The organism is Acidovorax sp. SUPP2825 (genome assembly GCF_030158995.1).
Classification (GTDB): Bacteria; Pseudomonadota; Gammaproteobacteria; order Burkholderiales; family Burkholderiaceae_C; genus Paracidovorax.
Genome location: NZ_BQXK01000007.1, coordinates 13,373 through 32,657 on the forward strand (window position 1 = coordinate 13,373; position 19,285 = coordinate 32,657).

Annotated in this window: 17 protein-coding genes; 13 read left to right on the forward strand and 4 right to left on the reverse strand. The window is 68.7% G+C overall.

Features of this window, described 5'->3' with window-relative positions; genetic code table 11:
* Positions 1 to 41 precede the first annotated feature (41 nt).
* From AVAK2825_RS10560 to AVAK2825_RS10580, 5 genes are all read left to right on the forward strand, one after another.
* Complete coding sequence (locus tag AVAK2825_RS10560; RefSeq protein WP_284397723.1) at positions 42 to 1,736, forward strand: hypothetical protein; 1,695 nt, start codon at positions 42 to 44, stop codon at positions 1,734 to 1,736.
* Between the two features lie 16 nt (positions 1,737 to 1,752).
* Positions 1,753 to 2,385, forward strand: coding sequence for a hypothetical protein (locus tag AVAK2825_RS10565; RefSeq protein ID WP_284397724.1), 633 nt, complete (start codon positions 1,753 to 1,755; stop codon positions 2,383 to 2,385).
* Positions 2,386 to 2,775: 390 nt separating this feature from the next.
* Positions 2,776 to 3,399, forward strand: a complete 624-nt coding sequence (locus AVAK2825_RS10570; RefSeq protein WP_284397726.1) for a hypothetical protein — start codon at positions 2,776 to 2,778, stop codon at positions 3,397 to 3,399.
* Positions 3,348 to 4,046 carry a hypothetical protein gene (locus AVAK2825_RS10575; RefSeq protein ID WP_284397728.1) on the forward strand — a complete coding sequence of 233 codons (699 nt, stop codon included), beginning with the start codon at positions 3,348 to 3,350 and terminating at the stop codon, positions 4,044 to 4,046. The genes AVAK2825_RS10570 and AVAK2825_RS10575 overlap by 52 nt, the downstream gene beginning before the upstream one ends.
* A gap of 494 nt (positions 4,047 to 4,540) precedes the next feature.
* A complete protein-coding gene (locus AVAK2825_RS10580) occupies positions 4,541 to 5,836 on the forward strand; it encodes a hypothetical protein (protein ID WP_284397731.1) in 1,296 nt (431 codons plus the stop codon).
* 51 nt (positions 5,837 to 5,887) lie between these two features.
* On the opposite strand, the gene pepE is transcribed toward AVAK2825_RS10580, so the two are convergent.
* Both pepE and AVAK2825_RS10590 read right to left on the reverse strand, forming a co-directional pair.
* The gene (pepE, locus tag AVAK2825_RS10585; RefSeq protein WP_284397733.1) at positions 5,888 to 6,610 is read right to left on the reverse strand and encodes a dipeptidase PepE; all 723 of its coding nucleotides are present in this window, start codon (positions 6,608 to 6,610) and stop codon (positions 5,888 to 5,890) included.
* A 134-nt stretch (positions 6,611 to 6,744) separates the two neighbouring features.
* Positions 6,745 to 7,224 carry a DUF421 domain-containing protein gene (locus AVAK2825_RS10590; RefSeq protein WP_284397735.1) on the reverse strand — a complete coding sequence of 160 codons (480 nt, stop codon included), beginning with the start codon at positions 7,222 to 7,224 and terminating at the stop codon, positions 6,745 to 6,747.
* Positions 7,225 to 7,343: 119 nt separating this feature from the next.
* On the opposite strand from AVAK2825_RS10590, the gene AVAK2825_RS10595 reads away from it, so the two are divergent.
* The 3 genes from AVAK2825_RS10595 to AVAK2825_RS10605 are packed head-to-tail and all read left to right on the forward strand — an operon-like array spanning position 7,344 to position 10,400.
* Complete coding sequence (locus tag AVAK2825_RS10595) at positions 7,344 to 8,051, forward strand: DUF4197 domain-containing protein (protein WP_284397740.1); 708 nt, start codon at positions 7,344 to 7,346, stop codon at positions 8,049 to 8,051.
* Positions 8,048 to 8,515: a YchJ family protein gene (locus tag AVAK2825_RS10600; RefSeq protein ID WP_284397743.1), complete on the forward strand. Its 468-nt coding sequence runs from the start codon at positions 8,048 to 8,050 to the stop codon at positions 8,513 to 8,515. The genes AVAK2825_RS10595 and AVAK2825_RS10600 overlap by 4 nt, the downstream gene beginning before the upstream one ends.
* A 10-nt stretch (positions 8,516 to 8,525) precedes the next feature.
* Positions 8,526 to 10,400: an ATP-binding response regulator gene (locus tag AVAK2825_RS10605; protein WP_284397748.1), complete on the forward strand. Its 1,875-nt coding sequence runs from the start codon at positions 8,526 to 8,528 to the stop codon at positions 10,398 to 10,400.
* A 25-nt stretch (positions 10,401 to 10,425) separates the two neighbouring features.
* On the opposite strand, the gene AVAK2825_RS10610 is transcribed toward AVAK2825_RS10605, so the two are convergent.
* Complete coding sequence (locus tag AVAK2825_RS10610; RefSeq protein ID WP_284397751.1) at positions 10,426 to 11,127, reverse strand: LuxR C-terminal-related transcriptional regulator; 702 nt, start codon at positions 11,125 to 11,127, stop codon at positions 10,426 to 10,428.
* A gap of 282 nt (positions 11,128 to 11,409) precedes the next feature.
* On the opposite strand from AVAK2825_RS10610, the gene AVAK2825_RS10615 reads away from it, so the two are divergent.
* The 3 genes from AVAK2825_RS10615 (at position 11,410) to AVAK2825_RS10625 (ending at position 14,723) form a co-directional block, all read left to right on the forward strand.
* Positions 11,410 to 12,480, forward strand: coding sequence for a hypothetical protein (locus tag AVAK2825_RS10615; RefSeq protein ID WP_284397753.1), 1,071 nt, complete (start codon positions 11,410 to 11,412; stop codon positions 12,478 to 12,480).
* A gap of 153 nt (positions 12,481 to 12,633) precedes the next feature.
* Positions 12,634 to 13,317 carry an HAD family hydrolase gene (locus AVAK2825_RS10620; protein ID WP_284397756.1) on the forward strand — a complete coding sequence of 228 codons (684 nt, stop codon included), beginning with the start codon at positions 12,634 to 12,636 and terminating at the stop codon, positions 13,315 to 13,317.
* A gap of 203 nt (positions 13,318 to 13,520) precedes the next feature.
* Positions 13,521 to 14,723, forward strand: coding sequence for a hypothetical protein (locus AVAK2825_RS10625; RefSeq protein ID WP_284397758.1), 1,203 nt, complete (start codon positions 13,521 to 13,523; stop codon positions 14,721 to 14,723).
* Positions 14,724 to 14,742: 19 nt separating this feature from the next.
* Here the strand turns inward: AVAK2825_RS10625 and AVAK2825_RS10630 are convergent, their stop codons facing one another.
* Positions 14,743 to 15,801, reverse strand: a complete 1,059-nt coding sequence (locus AVAK2825_RS10630) for an AraC family transcriptional regulator (protein WP_284397762.1) — start codon at positions 15,799 to 15,801, stop codon at positions 14,743 to 14,745.
* 141 nt (positions 15,802 to 15,942) lie between these two features.
* Here AVAK2825_RS10630 and AVAK2825_RS10635 point away from each other — a divergent pair, with 141 nt between their 5' ends.
* Together AVAK2825_RS10635 and AVAK2825_RS10640 are read left to right on the forward strand one after the other, a co-directional pair.
* Complete coding sequence (locus AVAK2825_RS10635; protein WP_284397765.1) at positions 15,943 to 17,682, forward strand: AMP-binding protein; 1,740 nt, start codon at positions 15,943 to 15,945, stop codon at positions 17,680 to 17,682.
* The gene (locus AVAK2825_RS10640) at positions 17,679 to 19,283 is read left to right on the forward strand and encodes a carboxyl transferase domain-containing protein (RefSeq protein WP_284397768.1); all 1,605 of its coding nucleotides are present in this window, start codon (positions 17,679 to 17,681) and stop codon (positions 19,281 to 19,283) included. The genes AVAK2825_RS10635 and AVAK2825_RS10640 overlap by 4 nt, the downstream gene beginning before the upstream one ends.
* Positions 19,284 to 19,285: the final 2 nt, after the last annotated feature.

Here is a 19,285-nt window from a genome sequence, read left to right on the forward strand (position 1 = left end):
TCATTTGCACCGTTCCCTTTGACGGCAGAGAGAGAGTCGTTTTGCTGGATCACCTGTTTCGGACCGCTCGCAGTTCCGTGCCCAATGCGCCGCGCGTCGAGTCTGGCGGCGTGCCTCCCGCGCGTACGCCGCATACTCCGGTGGCGCTGAAGGGGCCTGAAGGTCTCATGGGCGCACCAAAGCGACTGCAGGGCGCTGGTGAGCAGTCTTCCCCCGTGCGCAGTCCGTTGCCACCGTCTGCACTGAACCGCCTACCGGTCATCGACCGCTCGCAGACAGAGATCCAGCCCCATGTCTCCGACGGCCATGCCTCGCCGACGCACGAGACCTCGCCTTCTCAGCCGGTACGACGCCAGACGCTGCGCCAACTGCTGGACGAGGCCCTGCGAGAAGAAAAGGCCGAGAAGGCGGAGCAGGCCCGGCAAGCCAAACAGGCTCGCCGCGCTGCGCTGGCGCAATGGGTGCACTCGGCATTGCCGGATGGCGGTCAGGCCATGAAACGATTGAAGGCGCGCGCGGCCAGGGAGCACCCGGCCACTTTGGCCGACAGGTTGCTTTTGATCCGCCATGGAACCCCCAAACCGATGGAAGGCCCCCGGAAAACGGCGTTCGAGGCGCTGGTGCGTGACGACCTGTGGGCGATGGCCATGGCTGGTGGGGTCGATCCTTTGGTGGCGGTCGACAAGATGGCCGAGGCTTTGGAAGAGGGGATACTTGGCCAAGGCATGTTGAAGAGCGACCTTGAATTGCTGACGCAAGTGCTGGACGACTTGGCCATCGACCGGTTGTACACGCGGCTGAACCTGAAAATGACGGACGACACCATGCCCGCGTTCACCAACGCGCAGGTGCTGGAGGCGCCTGTGGAGTTGGAGGCGGGGAAAATCAACAAGGTTTACGCAGTCAAGCTTGAGAACACTGATGGCTCTGAACTGGATGCCGTTTTCAAGCCGCTGAACCCCGAAGTGCCCAGCGTGGAGGAGTGGAGTGCGGCTGCCAGACTGGCGGGCATATCGAGAGAAGATCCGCAGACGGCGATGCGCAACCTTGCAACCGTCGCCTACGCGAAGATGATTGGTTTTCACGTGGTCACCGACACGCGCGTGGCGTTGATCGCCATCGGAGATGACCCGTTCAACCCTGCCTTGGGGCTGATCATGGAACGCGCCCTTGGTCAGCCGGCTGAAGAGGTCGATGCTGAAGTGTTCAAGGAGGGCTCCGTGTGCGCTGAAGTGACGAAGCTCCAGTTGCTTGACCATCTGACCGGGGAGGCCGATCGCTACGACAAAAACTATTTTGTCGAGCTCGGCTCCGATGGCCGGGCCAGGGTCATGGGCATCGATAACGACACCAGCTTCGGCGCAGCACTGACTGATCCAGCCGGCGCCAAAGCGCCGCCGACCAACCCGAAAGGCGTCGTGATCGATCCGTCGCGCCTGGGGCTCCGCGGTACGGCGCTTCCCCCTGTGGTGGACACGGACATGGAAAGCGCAGTCCTTGCCCTCACGGAAGAAGGCATTGTCTCGATCCTGGAAGACAAGCTGAACGATGCCGAGGTTGATGCCGCCATCCAGCGGTACCGAGGCGTCAGGCAGCACATTGCCGAGTTGCGCGAAGCGGGGCTCGTCATCGCGCCGAACGAATGGAGCCGTTCCGACATCCAGGAACTCCTCACCCCGGAAAACAGCTATCTGGGCCGCGATCGCGAACTTGCCTGGGTTGCCAGCCAACCATAGACATTGAACAACCCACATGAACCTCTCTGCCAACGAAGCCGAACGCCATGCCGGCGCGTCCTCAGCCCTGACCCTCTTCGCTGACGAAGGATTGCCGTTTCCTCCCGTACCGACAGCGCTGGCGAGCGCATTGCAGGTCCAGGGGCGGGCATGGTTCGCCACGCGTCCCGTGGCCTCGTCTCCTTACGATTTCCATCACTTCCTGGATGAAGTCGAAACGCAACCCGATGTGGCGGATTACGCCGTGGTGGGTTTCGACGGGCATGGCACCAACAGCTGGGCGGTGCATTTCTACCTGGTCGGCCAGGGGTTGGCGCTTTTCATCAAGCTTCCCTGGGGTGGAGCCTACCTGGAGCCCGAGCCCGCCCGCGCGCATATCACTGAAATGTTCGACTGGGCCGCTGCCTTGCTATCGCACCTGCAACGTGCCGAATCGGCCGGCAAGATACCGTCGGGCATGCGGCTGCACGTGGCGGCGAGTCGTTTTGATCACGCGGGTTGGCGCTGGGTGGCCGCAGGGCAGAACGCGGCCGAGACGCCGTGGAACCCGGCCGGCGGCATGAGAGCGGCCGTGCTTCAGGAGCTTGAGGCGGTGATCGCTGGCCGGGCATTGGCGGGTGGGTCGAATCCGCAGGGGCCGATGACTTAGTCGCTGTGCGCCGCCGTCCTTCGGCTGCCGGGCTGCCGTTTCGCCACAGGCTGGATCGCGAGTGCCGTTGGCCGACACACTGCCCGGTGCCGTGCGTTTTGAACGGCGGAGGGAGTTGCCTTGCCAGACAGTCCGTTTCGGGTCACCCGAAGCCAAAACCCCGGCCCGTCGCGCATCGAGCCCGGCACCTTGCCAGCCAGGCCGGTTGCCTCTTCGTCCCGCGCACTGGAGGGGCCCTTGGGACCGGGCCTGGCACCGCGGCTGCATCAGGCCGCGGCAGGGCCGCTTTCGCCTGTGCGCAATTCGGCACCCCGGCCACTGACGGGCCCTTCGCCAGCAAGCACCAGACGATCGCCACCCGGCCTGCGCACGCCAGACAGAGCCGGCCGAATGCGGTTGCTCGAATCGGCCCTGCCAAGCGGTGGTGGAACCCTGAAGCTTTTGAAGGAACGCGCGGCCAGGCAGCACCCGGCCACGCTGGCCGAGCGATTGAATGCACAACTCAAAGGCGCACCCGAAGCCTTGGATGTGCACAGCGATGCGGCATTTGCTGCATTGGTGCGCGCGGACGTGATGGCGATTGCCAAGGCCGGCGCGATGGAGCCCTCGTTGGCCGCCGACGCGCTGGGCGCCGCCATAGAGGAGGGCATGCTGGGCCAAGGCATCCTGCCTACGGACCGGCAGGCGCTGCTGGCCGCGCTGGACCAGTTGTCCATCCACCGCCTCTACCAAAAAATCAACCTGAAGGTCACGCCCGAGACGTCGCCCGCCTTCACCAACGTTCAGGTCCTGGAGCCACCCAGGGCTTCAGATCAGGGAGCTTTCACACCGTTTTCGGGGTCCGTCTCGCGAAGCTGGACGGTTCGGTGTTCGATGGCATCTTCAAGCCCCTCAAGGCCACGGAGAAGAACAATCCGACGACCGCAGGCACCGGCATTCCAGAGAGCGATCCGCAGACCGCGATGCGCAACATCGCGACGCTCGCCTATGCCAGAAAACTCGGCCTGGACGTGATCGTGGACACGCAACTGGCGCTGATCGATACCCGGCAAGCCCCTTCGGTATCCAACCTCCAGTTGGGGTTGGTCATGGAGCGTGCCCCCGGCAAGCCCGCTTTGCACACCGACGTGCAGACGCTGGACCGCGCGGACGTGTGTGCGGAGGTGACCAAGCTCCAACTGCTCGATCACCTCACGGGGCAGACCGACCGCTACCATGAAAACTACTTCATCGATATCGGGCCGGACGGGCGGGCCAAGGTCACAGGGATCGACAACGACCAGTGCTTTGGCCAAAAGCTCACCGATCCCGCGGGCATCCGGCCCGGCGCCGATGGCACTGCACAAGCCCGGTTCCGGGGTGTGGGACTGCCTCCGGTCGTGGACACCGACATGGAGCGTTCGATCCAGGCGCTCACAGAGGGCGATATCCGTTCGATGCTGGGAGACAAGTTGAACGAGGCCGAAATCAGCGCGGCGATACAGCGGCACCAGGGCGTCAAGGCGCACATTGCCCAACTGCGCGATATCGGCCGGGTGATCGACCCCGGACATTGGGGGGAGCCCGGCGTGAAGGAACTGCTGACCGAGCACAACAGCTACATCGGGCGCGAGCGCCGATGGGTGCCGTTCTATGCCGCGGGCCTGCAAAGCAACTGGTGAGAGGTTCGTGCAGGACTTGGCCGGGCATCGGCGTTGCGGCCCGCTTCGCCCCCCGGTCTGGCGCTTCGCAATTCGCCGGCCTTCAGCGCCTGCTCACCCGCACACTGCCTGGTGCCATCCTTTGATTTGGGTTGGCAGAGAGAGTCGCCTTGCCAGAAAGCCCGTTCCGTATCACCCGGGGTTCCAACCCCGGTGCGCCGCGCGTCGACCTCGACGCCGTGCCCTCCACACCCGCTTCGCCTTCCCGCGGTGCGCTGCAGGGGCCTGTCGGGTTGGTGAGCGGCGCGCCTGCGCGGCCTTCGGGGCTGGCCGGGCAGCTTTCGCCCTTGCGCACTGCGTTGCCCAAGGCCCCGGCTGAAAAATCGCCCGCAGCCGCTGCCTCGCCCGGCGCGGCGTCGCCTTCCCTGACGCCTTTTGTCACGGCGCCGTCCTCGCCCGCCCTCCATTCGAGGCATTCCAGCAGCGAGATCCAGCCAGAGCCAGCCACCGGCCCCGTGCCCCGTTCCACATTGGGTGCGCTGTTCGAGCAGGCGCGCCTGCAAGAGAAAGCCGAACGCAACCAGCTCTTGCATTCGTCCTTGCCCCATGGGGGCGCAGCGATGAAGCGGCTGAAGGACCGGGCGGCCCGAAAACACCCGACCACGATGGCCGAAAAATGGCACGCGCGCCTGAACGGATCGCCAAAACCCATGGAGGGCCAGCGCAGAGCGGCGTTCGTGGCCCTGGTGCGTGCCGATGCGATGGCGGTGGCCAGGGTCGGCCAGATCGATGCCCGTTTGGCGGTGGACCGGATGCGCGGGGCGGTCGAGGATGGGGTTTGGGGCCAGGACGTCTTGAAGGAAGACCGAGCATTGCTGCTGGATGTCCTGGGCCAGTTGGCGGACCCGGCCGATCACCTCTACCGGCAACTGAACCTGAAGATCACGCCCGCCACCCAGGTGGCCTGCACGGACGCACAGGTGCTGGAAAAGCCCAAGGACCTCACGTCGGGCAGCTTCGCTTCCGTCTTTGCGCTCAAGGTCGAGAACGCCGATGGCGTTGCGCAAGACCGTGTTTTCAAGCCGCTGAAAGCCAAGGAAAAAGGCTGGGTGGGCAGTGCTTCCGGCATTCCCATGGACGATCCGCAAGCGGCGATCCGCAACATCGCGACCCAGTCCTGTGCGAAGAAGCTCGGCTTCGATGTGATCGCGGATACCCGGTTGGCGCTGATCGACACCGGGCGAGGCCCGCTGGACCCCGATCTCGGCCTGCTCATGGAGCGCGCACCCGGCAAGCAGGCGCGCAATGCCGATGCGGACTGGTTCAAAAATCCGGCGGTCTTCGCGGAGGTCACCAAGCTGCAGTTGCTGGACCACCTGACGGGCCAGGTCGATCGCCATGACAACAACTACTTCATCGACGTCGGACCGAGCGGGGACGTCAAGGTCACGGGCATCGACAACGATCAGTGCTTCGGCAAGGACCTGCTCAGTCCGTCTGATATCCGGCCGATCGGTGGCCTGCCGTTCCATGGCACTGCGCTGCCCCCCGTGATCGATACCGGGATGGCGAGAATGCTGGATGTCCTTGGGGACGATGAACTGCACGCGATGCTGGACAACCAACTGAGCGACGACGAGGTCGATGCCACGGTCTCTCGCCTGCAGGGCCTCAGGCTGCACGTCGAGCACCTGAAGAGTCAGGGCCTGGTCATCGAGCCCGCCCAATGGGCTGATCCAGCGATGCAGGCGCACTTCACCGCGCAAAACAGCTACATCGGCCGCGAGCGCACCAAGCACCAGGTCTTCTAGCCCTCCACCTGGCGCACCGGTTTGGCGCCCGGCACAAACGCAGCGCCTGGTTCAGAGGTCGGCGGGCAACGGCCCCGCATTCAGCAGCCGGGGTGTGGCCGCGCCATGGAACAGCCGCGCGGGCACGTCGCCCACCAGCGTGCGCGCATCGCCCCGCACTCGCACGCCCGTGCCTTCGGGCAGGCCCAGCACCGGGGTGCCGGGGTTGAGCGCACAGAACTCCTGCAGCCGCTCCTGCCGCGTCTCGCCGCGGTGGCCGGGCGGATGGGCCTCTGTGTAGTGCGCGTTGATCTGCCACGGCACCAGGCCCATCGCGTCCAGCCCGCCGGGATCGGTGATGGGCATGTCATTGGTGGTGCGGATGGTGGGGCAGGCGATGTTGGAGCCCGCGCTCCACCCCAGGTACGACGCATCGCCGGCGCGCACCCGGGCGGCGATCGCGGGCAGCAGGCCCTGGCGGCGCAGGTGGCCGAGCAGCGCGAAGGTATTGCCGCCGCCCACCACGATGCGGCGCGCACCCTGCACGGCGGCCAGCGGATCGGCCGCGTGGTGCACCGACCGCACGTTCAGGCCCAGCGGCTGCAGGGCCTGCGCCACCAGCGCCTCGTAGTCGTCCCAGCCGCGCGTGACGCCGGCGAACGGAATGAAGAGCGCCTCGCCGGTATCCGCGCCGCCGGGGCCGGAGGGCAGCGCGGCCCAGTCGCGGACCCAGTCCAGCGCATGGGTGAGATAGCCTGCGTCGCTGCTGGAGTTGCTCAGGAGCAGAAGATTCATGGGGGTGTTCCGATGGGGTCCAGGGTGTGTGGGGTGGTGGGAGACGAGGGAGCCAGCCAGTGACCTGGGCAGGATAATGCTATTGAATTTATAGCTACATGCCCTAGAAAATATTGTGCTAGAGGCCTATTTTGTCATGATCCCGTGCCCCGCTGGCGCAGCACCACGGTGATCTGGCCGTTGGTCTCGATGGTGGCCCGCTCCACCTCGTGCAGGTGCAGGCTGCCCCCGGCGCGCAGCGCGGCGGCGAGGTCCTCGGTGGAGATCAGTTCCTTGCGCATCAGCGCGGCGTTCACCTGGCCGCCCTGCACCAGCACCTCCGGCTTGCCGTCCACCAGGTGCGCCAGGCGCGGGAAGTGGAAGGTCAGCTGGGCCAGCAGCACATGGCAGGCGATGAGGGTCAGGGCCGAGATGAGCCCGCCCACCAGGGAGTTGTCGCCCGCGTTCATCGAGTTCTGCACCGCGTTCGACAGGACCAGCAGCAACACCAGGTCGAACGGCGCGGTCTGCCCGGTCTGGCGTTTGCCGGTCAGGCGCAGGAAGACCAGCAGGAAGAGGTACACGATCACCCCGCGAACGATGAATTCCCACCACGGCACGCTCATTGCCAACATGGCCATTCTCCAGTTGCGCCCGACATGGGCGGGGTGCAGTGTGCCATCTGCAAGAATGCGCCCCTCGGGCCCGGGCCGGGCCGCTTTCTTGCTTTCCGTTTTTGCAGCAAAGGACCGCCATGCAGCGTCGCACCTTCCACCACCGCGCAGGCGCCGGGGCCCTGGCCCTGGGGCTGCTGGCCGCCCGCGGCCAAGCGCTGGCGTTGTCGCTGGGCGAGCTGTCCGGTGCCGATGCCGCCAGCGGCGTGAAAGCCGCGCTGGCGCAGGGCGCGCAGGCCGCCGTGTCCCTGCTCGGGCGGCCCGACGGCTTTCTGGGCAACCCGCAGGTGCGCATCGCGCTGCCGGGGCGCCTGGAAAAAGCCGCGGAGCTGATGCGCCGCTTCGGCCAGGGCCGGCGCATCGACGAACTGGTGACCTCCATGAACCGCGCAGCCGAGCAGGCCGTTCCCATGGGCCGCGACCTGCTGGTGGGCGCGGTGCAGACGATGACCGTGACCGATGCCAAGGGCATCCTGGCCGGTGGCGAAACCTCGGTGACCGAGTTCTTCGCGCGCAGGACCCGGGCGCCACTGGGCGAGCGCTTCCTGCCCGTGGTGAACCGCGCCATCGAGCAGGTGGGGCTCACGCAGCAGTACAACGCCTTCGCCAGCAAGGCTGCGGGGTTCGGCCTGATCCGGCAGGAAGATGCCAACCTGTCGCAGTACGTCACGGGCAAGACCCTGGACGGCCTGTACCTCATGATCGGCGAGGAGGAAAAGAAGATCCGCCAGGACCCGGTCGGCTCGGGCAGCGCCATCCTGCGCAAGGTGTTCGGGGCGTTGAAATGACGCAATCCCAGCCGGTGAGCCCGGCCACCCCACGACCGCCCGCCCCGCCCGAGGGCCTTGCCGCGTGCCCCTGCGGCCGTTCCTCCGGCCCCTCGCCGCAGCACCGGCCCTTGCCCTATGCCGACTGCTGCGGCCGCTACATCGACCACTTCGACACCACCCCCGCACCCGATGCGGAAAGCCTCATGCGCTCGCGCTACACCGCCTTCGTGCGCGAGCAGGCGCCCTACCTGCTGGCCACCTGGGAGGCCGCGCACCGGCCCGCGCAGGTGGTGTTCGATCCGGGCGTGCGCTGGCTGGGCCTGCAAGTGCGTGCGCACCGCCGCCTCGATGGCGAGCGCGCCGAAGTCGAGTTCGTCGCCCGCCAGCGCATGCCCGGCGGCCGTGCCCACCGCCTGCATGAACTGAGCCGCTTCGTGCGGCAGGACGGGCGCTGGTTCTACGTGGACGGCGACCTCCGCTAGGCGCTGCCGCATGCCCGATCGCTCCGGCGGCGCGGTGACGCCCGTTTCCGCATCCGTGCCCGCATTCCCCGACGTGCTGGGCCCGCTGGCATCCCGGGCCGGCGGGATCGAGGGGGCCGACGGGCAGGCGCTGGACCTGGCCGTGCGCCGCCGGCTGCTGCAGTCGCTGGCCTCGCGCGGCTCCTCGGAGATCGCCGCGGTGGTCATCCCCGGCGTGCTGGTGGGGTTCTACAGCCGCTTCGCGCCGCCCGGTCCGCTGATCGCCTGGTGGGTGCTCTTCGGGGTCGTGGCCCTGGGGCTGCTGCGGCTGCGCCGCGGCCTGCAGCGCGACGCCGCGCTGCCCGATGCGGTGGCCGTGCCCAAATGGGAGCGCATCTTCCAGCGGCTGTCCCTGGGGACGGGGCTGATGTGGACGCTGCCCGTCTTTCTCACGATGTCCGCGGCCCCGCTCGAATTCCGGCTCTTCCTGTACATGGTGCTGTGCGCGGTCATCGCGTCGGCCACGACGTTCCTCGCCCCGGTGCCGGTCATCTTCTGGCGCTATTTCGCGGCCAGCTACCTGCCGCCCACGCTGGCGATCTATTGGTACTTCCCGCAGCGCTGGCACTACCTGCTGCCGCTGATGCTGCTGTACGGCGCCGTGCTGTGCCGCCATGCCTGGGGATCGCGCCGCTTCGTGGTGCAGCAGGTGGAGATGGAGCGCCAGCGCGCGCAGCTGGCCGAGCAGTACCGCGCCGCCAAGGAGGCCGCCGAACGCGCGCTGGAGGAGAAGAACCGGTTCATCGCCACCGCCAGCCACGACCTGCGCCAGCCGCTGCACGCCATGGGCCTGCTGCTGGAAACGGCCCTGCAGCGCAACGGCGACGTTCGCCTGAACGCCGTGCTGCAGGACGTCCAGAGCTGCGTGCGGTCGCTGAACTTCATGTTCAACGCGCTCCTGGATTTGTCGCGCATCGAGGCGGGCACCTTCACGGTGCGCGAGGAGACCGTGTCCCTGCGCGCCCTGTTCGACGACGTTGCCACCGTGTTCGCGCCGGACGCCGAGCTGCGCGGCCTGCACCTGCGCCTGCGCCTGCCGCGCCAGCGCGAGGCGGCGGTGCGCGGCGACCCGGCGCTGCTGCGCCAGATGGTGTTCAACCTGGCGCAGAACGCGCTGCGCTATACGGCCTCGGGCGGGGTGCTGCTGGCGGCGCGGGGGCGGGGCGGCCGCTGGCGCATCGAGGTGTGGGACACCGGTGCGGGCGTCGCCCCCAAGGACCGCCACCGCATCTATGCGCCGTTCTACCGCAGCGATCAGGCCCAGGTGCAGCAGGCCGAAGGGCACGGCCTGGGGCTGTCGGTGGTGGCCCGCTCGGCGGGGCTGATCGGCGCCGGGCACGGGTTCGAATCCACGCCGGGCCGGGGCTCGTGCTTCTGGCTGGAGTTGCCGGCGGCGCAGCCCGGCGGTCCGCTGCCGGCCGAGCCTTTGCTGCAGCCGGCGGCGCCCTGGGCCGAACGCATGGCCTCGCTGCAGGGGCGTTGCCTGCTGGTGGAGGACGACCCGCAGATCGCCACGTCGCTGTCCCAGTTGCTGCAGTCGTGGGGGTTGCAGGTGCAATGGGCGGCCACCGGGGCGCAGGCCATGGCCCGGGTGGACGGCGGCTTCGAGCCCGATGCCGTGCTGTGCGACCACCGGCTGGGCGCGGGCGAGAGCGGCCTGGCCGTGCTGCAGGCGCTGCTGGCGCGCTGCGGCCATGCGCACGGCGCCATGGTGAGCGGCGAGCACGACGCCCCGGCGCTGGTGCAGGCCGAGGAAGACGGCTACCTCGTGTTCCGCAAGCCGCTGGCGCCGCAGGCGCTGCACGCGGTGCTGTCGCGCTGGCTGGCGCGCACGGACCCGGCGTGACCGGGCAGGCGGCTCGGCCGCGGGCTCAGCGCGGATAGTGCGCTGGCGGCACTTCCAGCCGCACGCCGCGCAACTTGGCGATGGCTTCGACCCGGTTGCGCGCCTGCAGCTTGTGCAGGATGGCCGTCACATGCTCCTTGACGGTGTGCTCGGACACGTTCAGCGCGGCGGCGATGGGCTTGTTGGGCAGGCCCTGCAGCAGCAGGGCGAGGATCTCGCCCTGGCGCGGCGTCAGCCCCAGGTCGGCCGGGGCCAACGGCACCTCGCGCGCCAGCGGCGTGTCGGCCACGGGCGGGGGGCCGTCCGGCGCGGCGTCGAACCAGGTGCCGCCGTCCAGCACCGCGCTCACCGCGGCGGCGAACGCCTCGGGCGCCTCCTGTTTGTGAACGAAGCCATGGGCGCCGCTGGCCCGCACCTTGAGCACGATGGCCGGATGGCTGTCGCCGCTCACCATGAGCACGCGGGTGGACGGCGCGAGCGCCAGCACGTCGCGCACGAACAGGTCGGTGGCCCCGTCGGCCAGCCAGAAATCCACCAGCGCGATGGCGGGGGCGCCGCGTTGGGCGATGGTGCGCAGGGCCTCGGGCGGGCTGCCCGCGCTCACCGCATCGTCCAGTTTCTTGTGTAACCGCAGGAACGCGGCCATGCCATGCGCGACGAGAGGGTGGTCGTCCACGACCAGCCCGTAGTGGTCGCCGCCAGGGCGCAGGGATTCAGAAAAGCTCAAGGAAACTTCCGTGCCGGTGCAGGCTGCCCGCCCTCGGAACCGGTGCACCGCGTAACAAATACCCCCCGAAAGGGGGGAGGGCATGGGGTGCAATGTACTGAAAATCACCCGCTCCTTGTACCGAACCGCGCGGATATCGTCCGCGTTCGTTGCTTTGATGCCAGTCACCCCGACGCAGGGGCGTGCCGGCGCTTGTGTGCCGGACCACGCGCGTCCGCTGCGATCGTGGGTGTTCTCCCTTCCGGGAGGGCACCTGTTCAACCCCTTTTCAGGAAACAAAAAATGAACACTGCGGACCTGACCCGCCGAACGGCTGCGGCCTTGATCGTCTCCCTGCTGGCCGCCTGCGGCGGAAGCGACGGCAGTGGCGACCCCACGGCGCCGACCGCCCCGGGAACGCCCGCACCCGCCCCCTCGCCCGAGCCGACCACGCCCACCCCGGCGCCGTCGCCCGCTCCGGCCCCCGCCAGCGTGACCGGCCAATACCGCCAGGAAAGCGCGGCCACGTCGATGGATGCCGCCCTGGCGGCCATGAACGCCCAGGGCGCCCAGGGCTACGCGTTCGTTTCCACCTTCGTGGCCGATGCCGGTGGCAGCGCGCAGGCATCGGGCGACTTCTACCTGCAGGACACGGCCCATGCCGGCTCGCGCCTGCAGTACGCGGCCATCGCACAGCCCGCCACGGCGGACGCGCTGCTGGCGCTGCTCAACCAGCAGGGCGCGGGCGGCTTCGCGTACAAGGCGCCTTTGTCGTTCGGTTCGGCATCGGGCATCCGCGGCCTCTTCGTGAAGGACACCTCCAAGTCCCTGACCTACACCTATGAGCGGCAGCCCATGTCGTCCGCACTGTCGCGCGACGGCTTCGTGGCCCAGCTCAACGCGCAGGGCGCGCGCGGTTTTCGCCTGGTGGGGCCGATGGTGGCAGGCAGTGAATCCTTCAACCTCTACATGAAGGATTCGTCGGCCAATACCTATGCCTACGTGGGCCTGGACGGCTTGCCGTCGTCCCCAGCCACCTACGGCGACGCATTGCGGCAGCGGCTGGACGAGCAGGGCGGGCAAGGCCGCCTGTGGATCGGGGACTTCGTGCTGCAGGCGGGCGCGAGCGCGAGCATCTTCGAAAAGAGCGCGGCCCAGAGCGGTGCCATCCGCTACAGCGTGGAGCCGTCGAGCGGTGCGCAGAGCCTGGCGCAGCTGCAGTCCCAGTTCAATGCGCGGGCGGCCCAGGGACTGTTCTATTACAGCGACGTGGGTGTCACCGATGTCGGCACCAGCCAGAGTGCGCGGTTCTCGGTCTCGGTCGGGGGCGCGCTCGCGATGCGCAACCCCTTGGCGGGCATCACCTACCCGTAAAGGCCGGCATCGTCCGGGCCGCCGCAGGCATGCGGTAGATTCCGGGGCTGGCTTCCAGCGGCGCCGGCTTCGGCGCCGCCGGATGCATCGCACGCAGAGCCTGTGCTGCCTGTCCCTCGCGCCGATCCTGCGCGCTCCTGCCCCGACCCTGCCATGCCCCCATCCGTCCTGCCCTCTTCCTACGACGCCGTGTTGTTCGACTGCGACGGCGTGCTCGTGGACAGCGAACCCATCACCCACCGCGTGCTGCGCGACCGGCTCGAAGCCTCGGGCTGGTCGCTCACCCCCGAGGAATGCCTGGCCATCTTCCTGGGCAAGGCCGTGCGCAGCGAGGCGGCGCGCATCGAGGCCGAAACCGGCCAGCCGCTGACCGACGCCTGGATGGCCGACTTCTATGCGCGCCGCAATGCCGCGCTGCAGGCCGAGTTGGGCCCCATTCCCGGCGCCCCCGATGCCGTGCGGGCCGTGCATGCGCGGCTCGGGGGGCGCATCGCCTGCGCGTCGGGCGCCGACCGCTTCAAAGTGGAGCTGCAACTGGCCAAGGTGGGCCTGACGCCGTTCTTCCAGGGCCGCGTCTTCAGCGGCCACGAAATGCCCCGCACCAAGCCCGCGCCCGATGTGTACCTGGCCGCGGCTGCCGCGCTGGGCGTGGCGCCGGCGCGCTGCCTGGTGGTGGAGGACTCGGTCACGGGCGTGCAGGCCGGCGTGGCGGCGGGCGCCACGGTGGTCGGCTACAGCCCGGCGCCCGTGGGACATGGGTCGGCCCAGGCGCTGCGCGCCGCCGGGGCGGTGCACGTGATGCTCCACATGGCCGAATTGCCCGAACTGCTGGGTTGACGGAGAGGCGGCGGCACGGCGGCCACGGGCTGCCGGTGCCGTCGGGGCGGGTGACCGGGGCGGCCATGCCGACGCGCCTTCGCAGCACGGGGCATGGGTTCGCTCCGCCGCGGCAGGTCCGGGGCTTTTGCTCCCACGATCCGAAGCGGTGGGATGGGACGTGGTGCGCGGCACCGCTTGCTGCCCTCCCTCAGGAGCCGCCCATGTCGATTCAGTTTCCCAAGAACCCTTTCTCCCGTTTCAACAGCACCTCCGAACGCGGTGCCAACGCCGTTCCGGAGTACCGGGAGCCTGCACGGCAGGGCCGCTCCAAGCCCGGTGTGGGCGCGGGGCCCATGCCGCAGCGCAGGGCGGCGGGCCACCCGGCCGACAACGCCACCGCCACCGACCGCCGGGGGGCCGCTCCACAAAAATTCGCGGGACACGCCAGCGCCCATGCCCGGCGGCCGGGCGCGCCACCGATCGTTCCGGTAAAGCCGACGGTCGCGCAGGTGCTGTCCAGCATCCCACTGCACGAAGTCGACCGCATGACCCCGATGCAGGTCAAGCAGTTCACGAAGCTCCTGGGCGGGCGCACCCTGGGCGTGGACCCCGCGCTGCTGGCTCGGAACTGGAAGCTGCTGCGCAGCCAGTTCAAAGGGCCTGAGCTGCAGCAGTTGCTGTTGAAGAAGACCGCCGACGTGATGAAGTTCCTGACGGCGCCGGCACTGCCCAAATCGCCTGCGGCCCAGGTGCTGGCCGTGTTCCAGTTGCATGAGATCGACCGCATGGACCCACCGAGGCTGAAGGATCTCGTGGCGATCCTGGGTGGGCATGCCCAGGGCAAGGGCCCCGAAATTCGTGCCGAGAACTGGCAGCGGCTGCGCGAGAACTTCACCGAGCCGGAACTGAAGCAGTTGCTATTGAACGACACGGCCGGTGTGGTGGATTTTCTGACGGCTTTGCCGCCTCCGCCGAAAGCGGACGCCGGAGGTGCCAAGGCGGATGCCGGCCCCAAGCCAGACAACGGTCCCCGGCCGCAGGCGGAGCCCCGGCCGAATGCAGGTCCCCGGCCGAATGCGGGCGCCGGGCGGCAGGAGGCGCCGAAGCCCTCCGCCAAGGTGCAGCAAGCGCCGGCGGCGGTGCCCGCGGCCGCAGGAGCCAAGCCCATCGCCCTCGCCGGGATGAAGCGGGAGGCGGCGTTCCAGGCGCTGAAGGACCGCGGCATGTCGCACGTGCAACTGCAGCAGATGCGGCAGGATTTTCTCGATCAGGTGAACCACGGCAGTGGCGCGTCGGGCGACGCATTGAGCGCCAAGTACCGGGCGTTCATCACCGACGACCTGTCGCAATCGGGCACCTTGCGCAGCTATGCCAAGCTGTTCGTGCGTCCCATTGCGGACGAGGCCAGCACCGGCAAGGCATAGGTCGCAGGCCCTGGCCGGATCAACCCCCGCCTGTGAGCCGGGCGGCGCGGCGGAACGCGGCGGGGGACTGCCCCGTCCAGCCCCGAAACGCGCGGATGAAGCTCTTTTCGTTGAGGAAGCCCGCGGCCTGCGCCACCTGCTTGATCGGCCGGTCGGTGCGGTGCAGCCATTCGATGGCGCGGTGCTGGCGCACCTCGTCTTTCAACGCCTGCAGCGACGCGCCTTCTTCCTTGAGCTGGCGGTGCAGCGTGCGCGGCGACAGGTGCAGCCGCTCGGCCAGCGCGTCCGCGCCCTGCAGCGTGCCGGTGTCGGCTGCCAGCGCCTGCCGCACGCGCTGCACCAGCAGGCGGTCGCGCCGGTACTGGCGCACGGTCAGGGGCAGCGCGCGCTGCAGCATGGTGCGAAGCGCGTTCTCGTCGCGCTGCAGCGGCATCGCCAGATAGCGCGCATCGAAGCGCAGCGCTGCATGCGGCGCACGGAAGGCGATGGGGCCGGCGAACAGCAGCGGATAGGCCGCCTGATGCGGCGGCGGCGTGAAGGGAAAATCCGCGCCCTGCAGCGGCAGGCGCGAATCGATGAGCCAGCAGGCCAGTCCCAGCGCGTTGCGCAGCATCGAGACCAGGCAGAACTCGCGCAGCGTGCCCAGGTCGCGGTGTTCGGTGATCGCCAGCGTGGCGGTGGCGCCGTCGGTGGTCAGGTGCAGGGCGATGTCGTCGGTCAGCAGGCCGTGGTGGCGGCACCAGCGCTGCAGGGCCAGGCCCAGGTGCGGCGCGCTGATCGAGGCCCGCGCCAGCATGCCGTAGCTGCCCCAGGGCAGGCGCCGGCCGAACCAGCCCAGGGCCTCGTCGTCCAGTTCGCGCATGGCGCCGTCGGAGAGCTGCTCCATCTGCAGCGCCGTGATGCGCCCCTGCGGATGCGCGATGTCCGATGGCGTGATTTGTGCCTGCCGCAGCACGGCCGAGGCGTCCATGCCGCGCTGGGTGTAGGCCTGCACGATGGCCCGTACAAAGGCCATGGGCGTGGCGGCGGTGGGCGCGTGGGGGGCGGTGCGGGGCAGGGCGGTGGCGGGTTCGGGCATGCGGGGAGTTTGCCTTGCGTGGCGCATATTGCAACCTTTGTGACCCCATCTGTCATGCGGTCCGGGCCCGGGCGGGCGTATGCTGCGGCCCATCGCCGTTCCCGGCCGGGCCGGGGGCGTGCCACACGAGGAGACATTGCCATGGACCCAGTGAGCCCGACCGCCCCGTTGACTTCCGCCTTTGCACGCGGCAGCACGGCGGTGCCCCTGATCGAGCAGACGATCGGCGCCTTCTTCAGCGACATGGCGCAGCGCCAGCCGGACCGCGAGGCGCTGGTGAGCGTGCACCAGGGCCTGCGCTACACCTACGGCCAGCTGCACACCGAGGTGCGCCGCCTGGCCAGCGCGCTGCTGGGGCTGGACCTGAACCCGGGCGACCGGGTGGGCATCTGGTCGCACAACAACGCCGAATGGGTGCTCATGCAGCTGGCCACCGCGCAGGTGGGCCTGGTGCTGGTCAACATCAACCCCGCCTACCGCACCTCGGAGGTGGAATACGCGCTCAACAAGGTCGGCTGCAAGGCGCTGGTGACCATGGCGCGCTTCAAGACCAGCGACTACCTGGGCATGTTGCGCGAACTGGCGCCGCAGTGGGCCGCCGGCACGCCTGGCGCGCTGCAGTCCGACCGGCTGCCGCAGCTGCGCACGGTGGTGTGGATCGACGGCGCGCCGGGAGACGCGGCGGGCGGCGGCGACCCGCCCGGCCTGCTGCGGTTTTCCGAACTGATGGCGCGCGGCGACGCGCAGGATGCGCGCATCGATGCCGTGGCCGCCACGCTGGACGCCAACGACCCCATCAACATCCAGTTCACGAGCGGCACCACGGGCTTTCCGAAGGGCGCCACGCTCACGCACCGCAACATCCTGAACAACGGGTTCTTCATCGGCGAGTGCATGCGGCTCACCCCCGAGGATCGGCTGTGCATTCCCGTGCCGCTGTACCACTGCTTCGGCATGGTGCTGGGCAACCTGGCCTGCCTCACGCACGGCGCGGCCATCGTGTACCCGAGCGACGGCTTCGATCCGCTCAAGGTGCTGGAGACGGTGCAGGCCGAGCGCTGCACTGGCCTGCACGGCGTGCCCACGATGTTCATCGCCGAGCTGGACCACCCGAGCTTCGCCGAGTGCGACCTGTCCACGCTGCGCACCGGCATCATGGCCGGCTCGCCGTGCCCCATCGAGGTGATGAAGCGCGTGGTGAGCGACATGCACCTGTCGGAGATCACCATCGCCTACGGCATGACCGAAACCAGCCCGGTCAGCTGCCAGAGCAGCACCGAGACGCCGCTGGACAAGCGCGTGTCCACCGTGGGCCAGGCGCAGCCGCACCTGGAGATCCAGATCATCGACCCCGAATCCGGCGCCGTGGTGCCCGTGGGTGAGCGCGGCGAGCTGTGCACGCGCGGCTACTCGGTCATGCACGGCTACTGGGACGACCCGGCCAAGACCCGCGAGGCCATCGACGACGCCGGCTGGATGCACACCGGCGACCTGGCCACCATGGACGCCGAGGGCTACGTGAACATCGTCGGCCGCATCAAGGACATGGTGATCCGCGGCGGCGAGAACGTGTACCCGCGCGAGATCGAGGAGTTTCTCTACCGCCACCCGCAGGTGCAGGACGTGCAGGTGGTGGGCGTGCCCGATGCCCGGTACGGCGAAGAGCTGTGCGCCTGGATCATTCCCAAGCCCGGCACGGCCGCGCCTACCGAGGACGACATCCGCGCGTTCTGCAAGGGGCAGATCGCGCACTACAAGGTGCCGCGCTACATCCGATTCGTCGCCGAGTTCCCGATGACGGTGACCGGCAAGATCCAGAAATTCAAGATCCGCGACGCCATGAAAGAACAGCTCGGCCTGCAGGAAAGCACCACCGCATGATCCTCGAATCCCAACTCAACGCCCGCTCGGCCGACTTCCTGGCCAATGCCGCCGCCATGCGCGCCCTGGTCGATGACCTGCGCGACCGCACCGCCCAGGTGGCCCAGGGCGGCGGCGAAGCCGCCCGCGCCAAGCACACCGCCCGCGGCAAGCTGCTGCCGCGCGAGCGCGTGCAGATGCTGCTGGACCCCGGCACGCCGTTCCTCGAACTGGCGCCCCTGGCCGCGCTCAACATGTACAACAACGACGCGCCCGGCGCCGGCCTGATCGCCGGCATCGGCCGCGTGAGCGGCGTGGACTGCATGGTGGTGTGCAACGACGCCACGGTGAAGGGCGGCACCTACTACCCCATGACGGTGAAGAAGCACCTGCGCGCGCAGGAGGTGGCCGCGCAGAACCACCTGCCGTGCATCTACCTGGTGGACTCCGGCGGCGCCAACCTGCCCAACCAGGATGAGGTGTTTCCCGACCGCGACCACTTCGGCCGCATCTTCTACAACCAGGCGCACATGAGCGCGCAGGGCATCGCGCAGATCGCCGTGGTGATGGGCTCGTGCACCGCCGGGGGCGCCTACGTGCCGGCCATGAGCGACGAATCCATCATCGTCAAGAACCAGGGCACCATCTTCCTGGGCGGCCCGCCGCTGGTGAAGGCGGCCACGGGCGAGGTCGTGACGGCGGAGGACCTGGGCGGCGGCGACGTGCACACGCGCCTGTCCGGCGTGGCCGACCATCTGGCGCAAAACGACCTGCACGCGCTGCAGTTGGCCCGCAACGCGGTGCGCAATCTGAATAGAAACAAGGCCCATGCCGGGGAATTGCATGCCTCTGTTGCTCCTAAATTCATAGCGAACGAGCTGTACGGCGTGATTCCGGTGGACACGCGCAAGCCCTTCGATGTGCGCGAGATCATCGCCCGCATCGTCGACGGCAGCGAGTTCGACGAGTTCAAGGCGCGCTACGGCACCACGCTGGTCACGGGCTTCGCGCGCATCGAGGGCATGCCCGTGGGCATCATCGCCAACAACGGCATCCTGTTCAGCGAGTCCGCGCTGAAGGGCGCGCACTTCATCGAGCTGTGCTGCCAGCGCAAGATCCCGCTGGTGTTCCTGCAGAACATCACCGGCTTCATGGTGGGCCGCAAGTACGAGAACGAGGGCATCGCGCGCAACGGCGCCAAGATGGTCACCGCCGTGGCCACGGCCGCCGTGCCCAAGTTCACCATCGTCATCGGCGGCAGTTTTGGCGCGGGCAACTACGGCATGTGCGGGCGGGCGTATTCGCCGCGCTTCCTGTGGATGTGGCCCAACGCGCGCATCTCCGTCATGGGCGGCGACCAGGCCGCGAGCGTGCTCGCCACCGTCAAGCGCGACGGCATCGAGGGCAAGGGCGGCCAGTGGAGTGCCGAGGAGGAGGAGGCCTTCAAGGCCCCCATCCGCCAGCAGTACGAGAGCCAGGGCCACCCCTACTACGCCACCGCGCGCCTGTGGGACGACGGCGTGATCGACCCCGCCGACACGCGCCGCGTGCTGGCGCTGGGCCTGTCGGCCACGCGCAATGCGCCCATCGAAGACACGAAGTTCGGCCTGTTCCGCATGTGACC

Coding starts and splice junctions, on each gene's coding strand:
- AVAK2825_RS10575 (WP_284397728.1), top strand. CDS start 3,348: ATGCGCAACATCGCGACGCTCGCCTATGCCAGAAAACTCGGCCTGGAC.
- AVAK2825_RS10595 (WP_284397740.1), top strand. CDS start 7,344: ATGCAGCGTCGCACCTTCCACCACCGCGCAGGCGCCGGGGCCCTGGCC.
- AVAK2825_RS10600 (WP_284397743.1), top strand. CDS start 8,048: ATGACGCAATCCCAGCCGGTGAGCCCGGCCACCCCACGACCGCCCGCC.
- AVAK2825_RS10605 (WP_284397748.1), top strand. CDS start 8,526: ATGCCCGATCGCTCCGGCGGCGCGGTGACGCCCGTTTCCGCATCCGTG.
- AVAK2825_RS10635 (WP_284397765.1), top strand. CDS start 15,943: ATGGACCCAGTGAGCCCGACCGCCCCGTTGACTTCCGCCTTTGCACGC.
- AVAK2825_RS10565 (WP_284397724.1), top strand. CDS start 1,753: ATGAACCTCTCTGCCAACGAAGCCGAACGCCATGCCGGCGCGTCCTCA.
- AVAK2825_RS10615 (WP_284397753.1), top strand. CDS start 11,410: ATGAACACTGCGGACCTGACCCGCCGAACGGCTGCGGCCTTGATCGTC.
- AVAK2825_RS10640 (WP_284397768.1), top strand. CDS start 17,679: ATGATCCTCGAATCCCAACTCAACGCCCGCTCGGCCGACTTCCTGGCC.
- pepE (WP_284397733.1), bottom strand. CDS start 6,610: ATGAATCTTCTGCTCCTGAGCAACTCCAGCAGCGACGCAGGCTATCTC.
- AVAK2825_RS10590 (WP_284397735.1), bottom strand. CDS start 7,224: ATGTTGGCAATGAGCGTGCCGTGGTGGGAATTCATCGTTCGCGGGGTG.
- AVAK2825_RS10625 (WP_284397758.1), top strand. CDS start 13,521: ATGTCGATTCAGTTTCCCAAGAACCCTTTCTCCCGTTTCAACAGCACC.
- AVAK2825_RS10620 (WP_284397756.1), top strand. CDS start 12,634: ATGCCCCCATCCGTCCTGCCCTCTTCCTACGACGCCGTGTTGTTCGAC.
- AVAK2825_RS10630 (WP_284397762.1), bottom strand. CDS start 15,801: ATGCCCGAACCCGCCACCGCCCTGCCCCGCACCGCCCCCCACGCGCCC.
- AVAK2825_RS10570 (WP_284397726.1), top strand. CDS start 2,776: ATGCGGTTGCTCGAATCGGCCCTGCCAAGCGGTGGTGGAACCCTGAAG.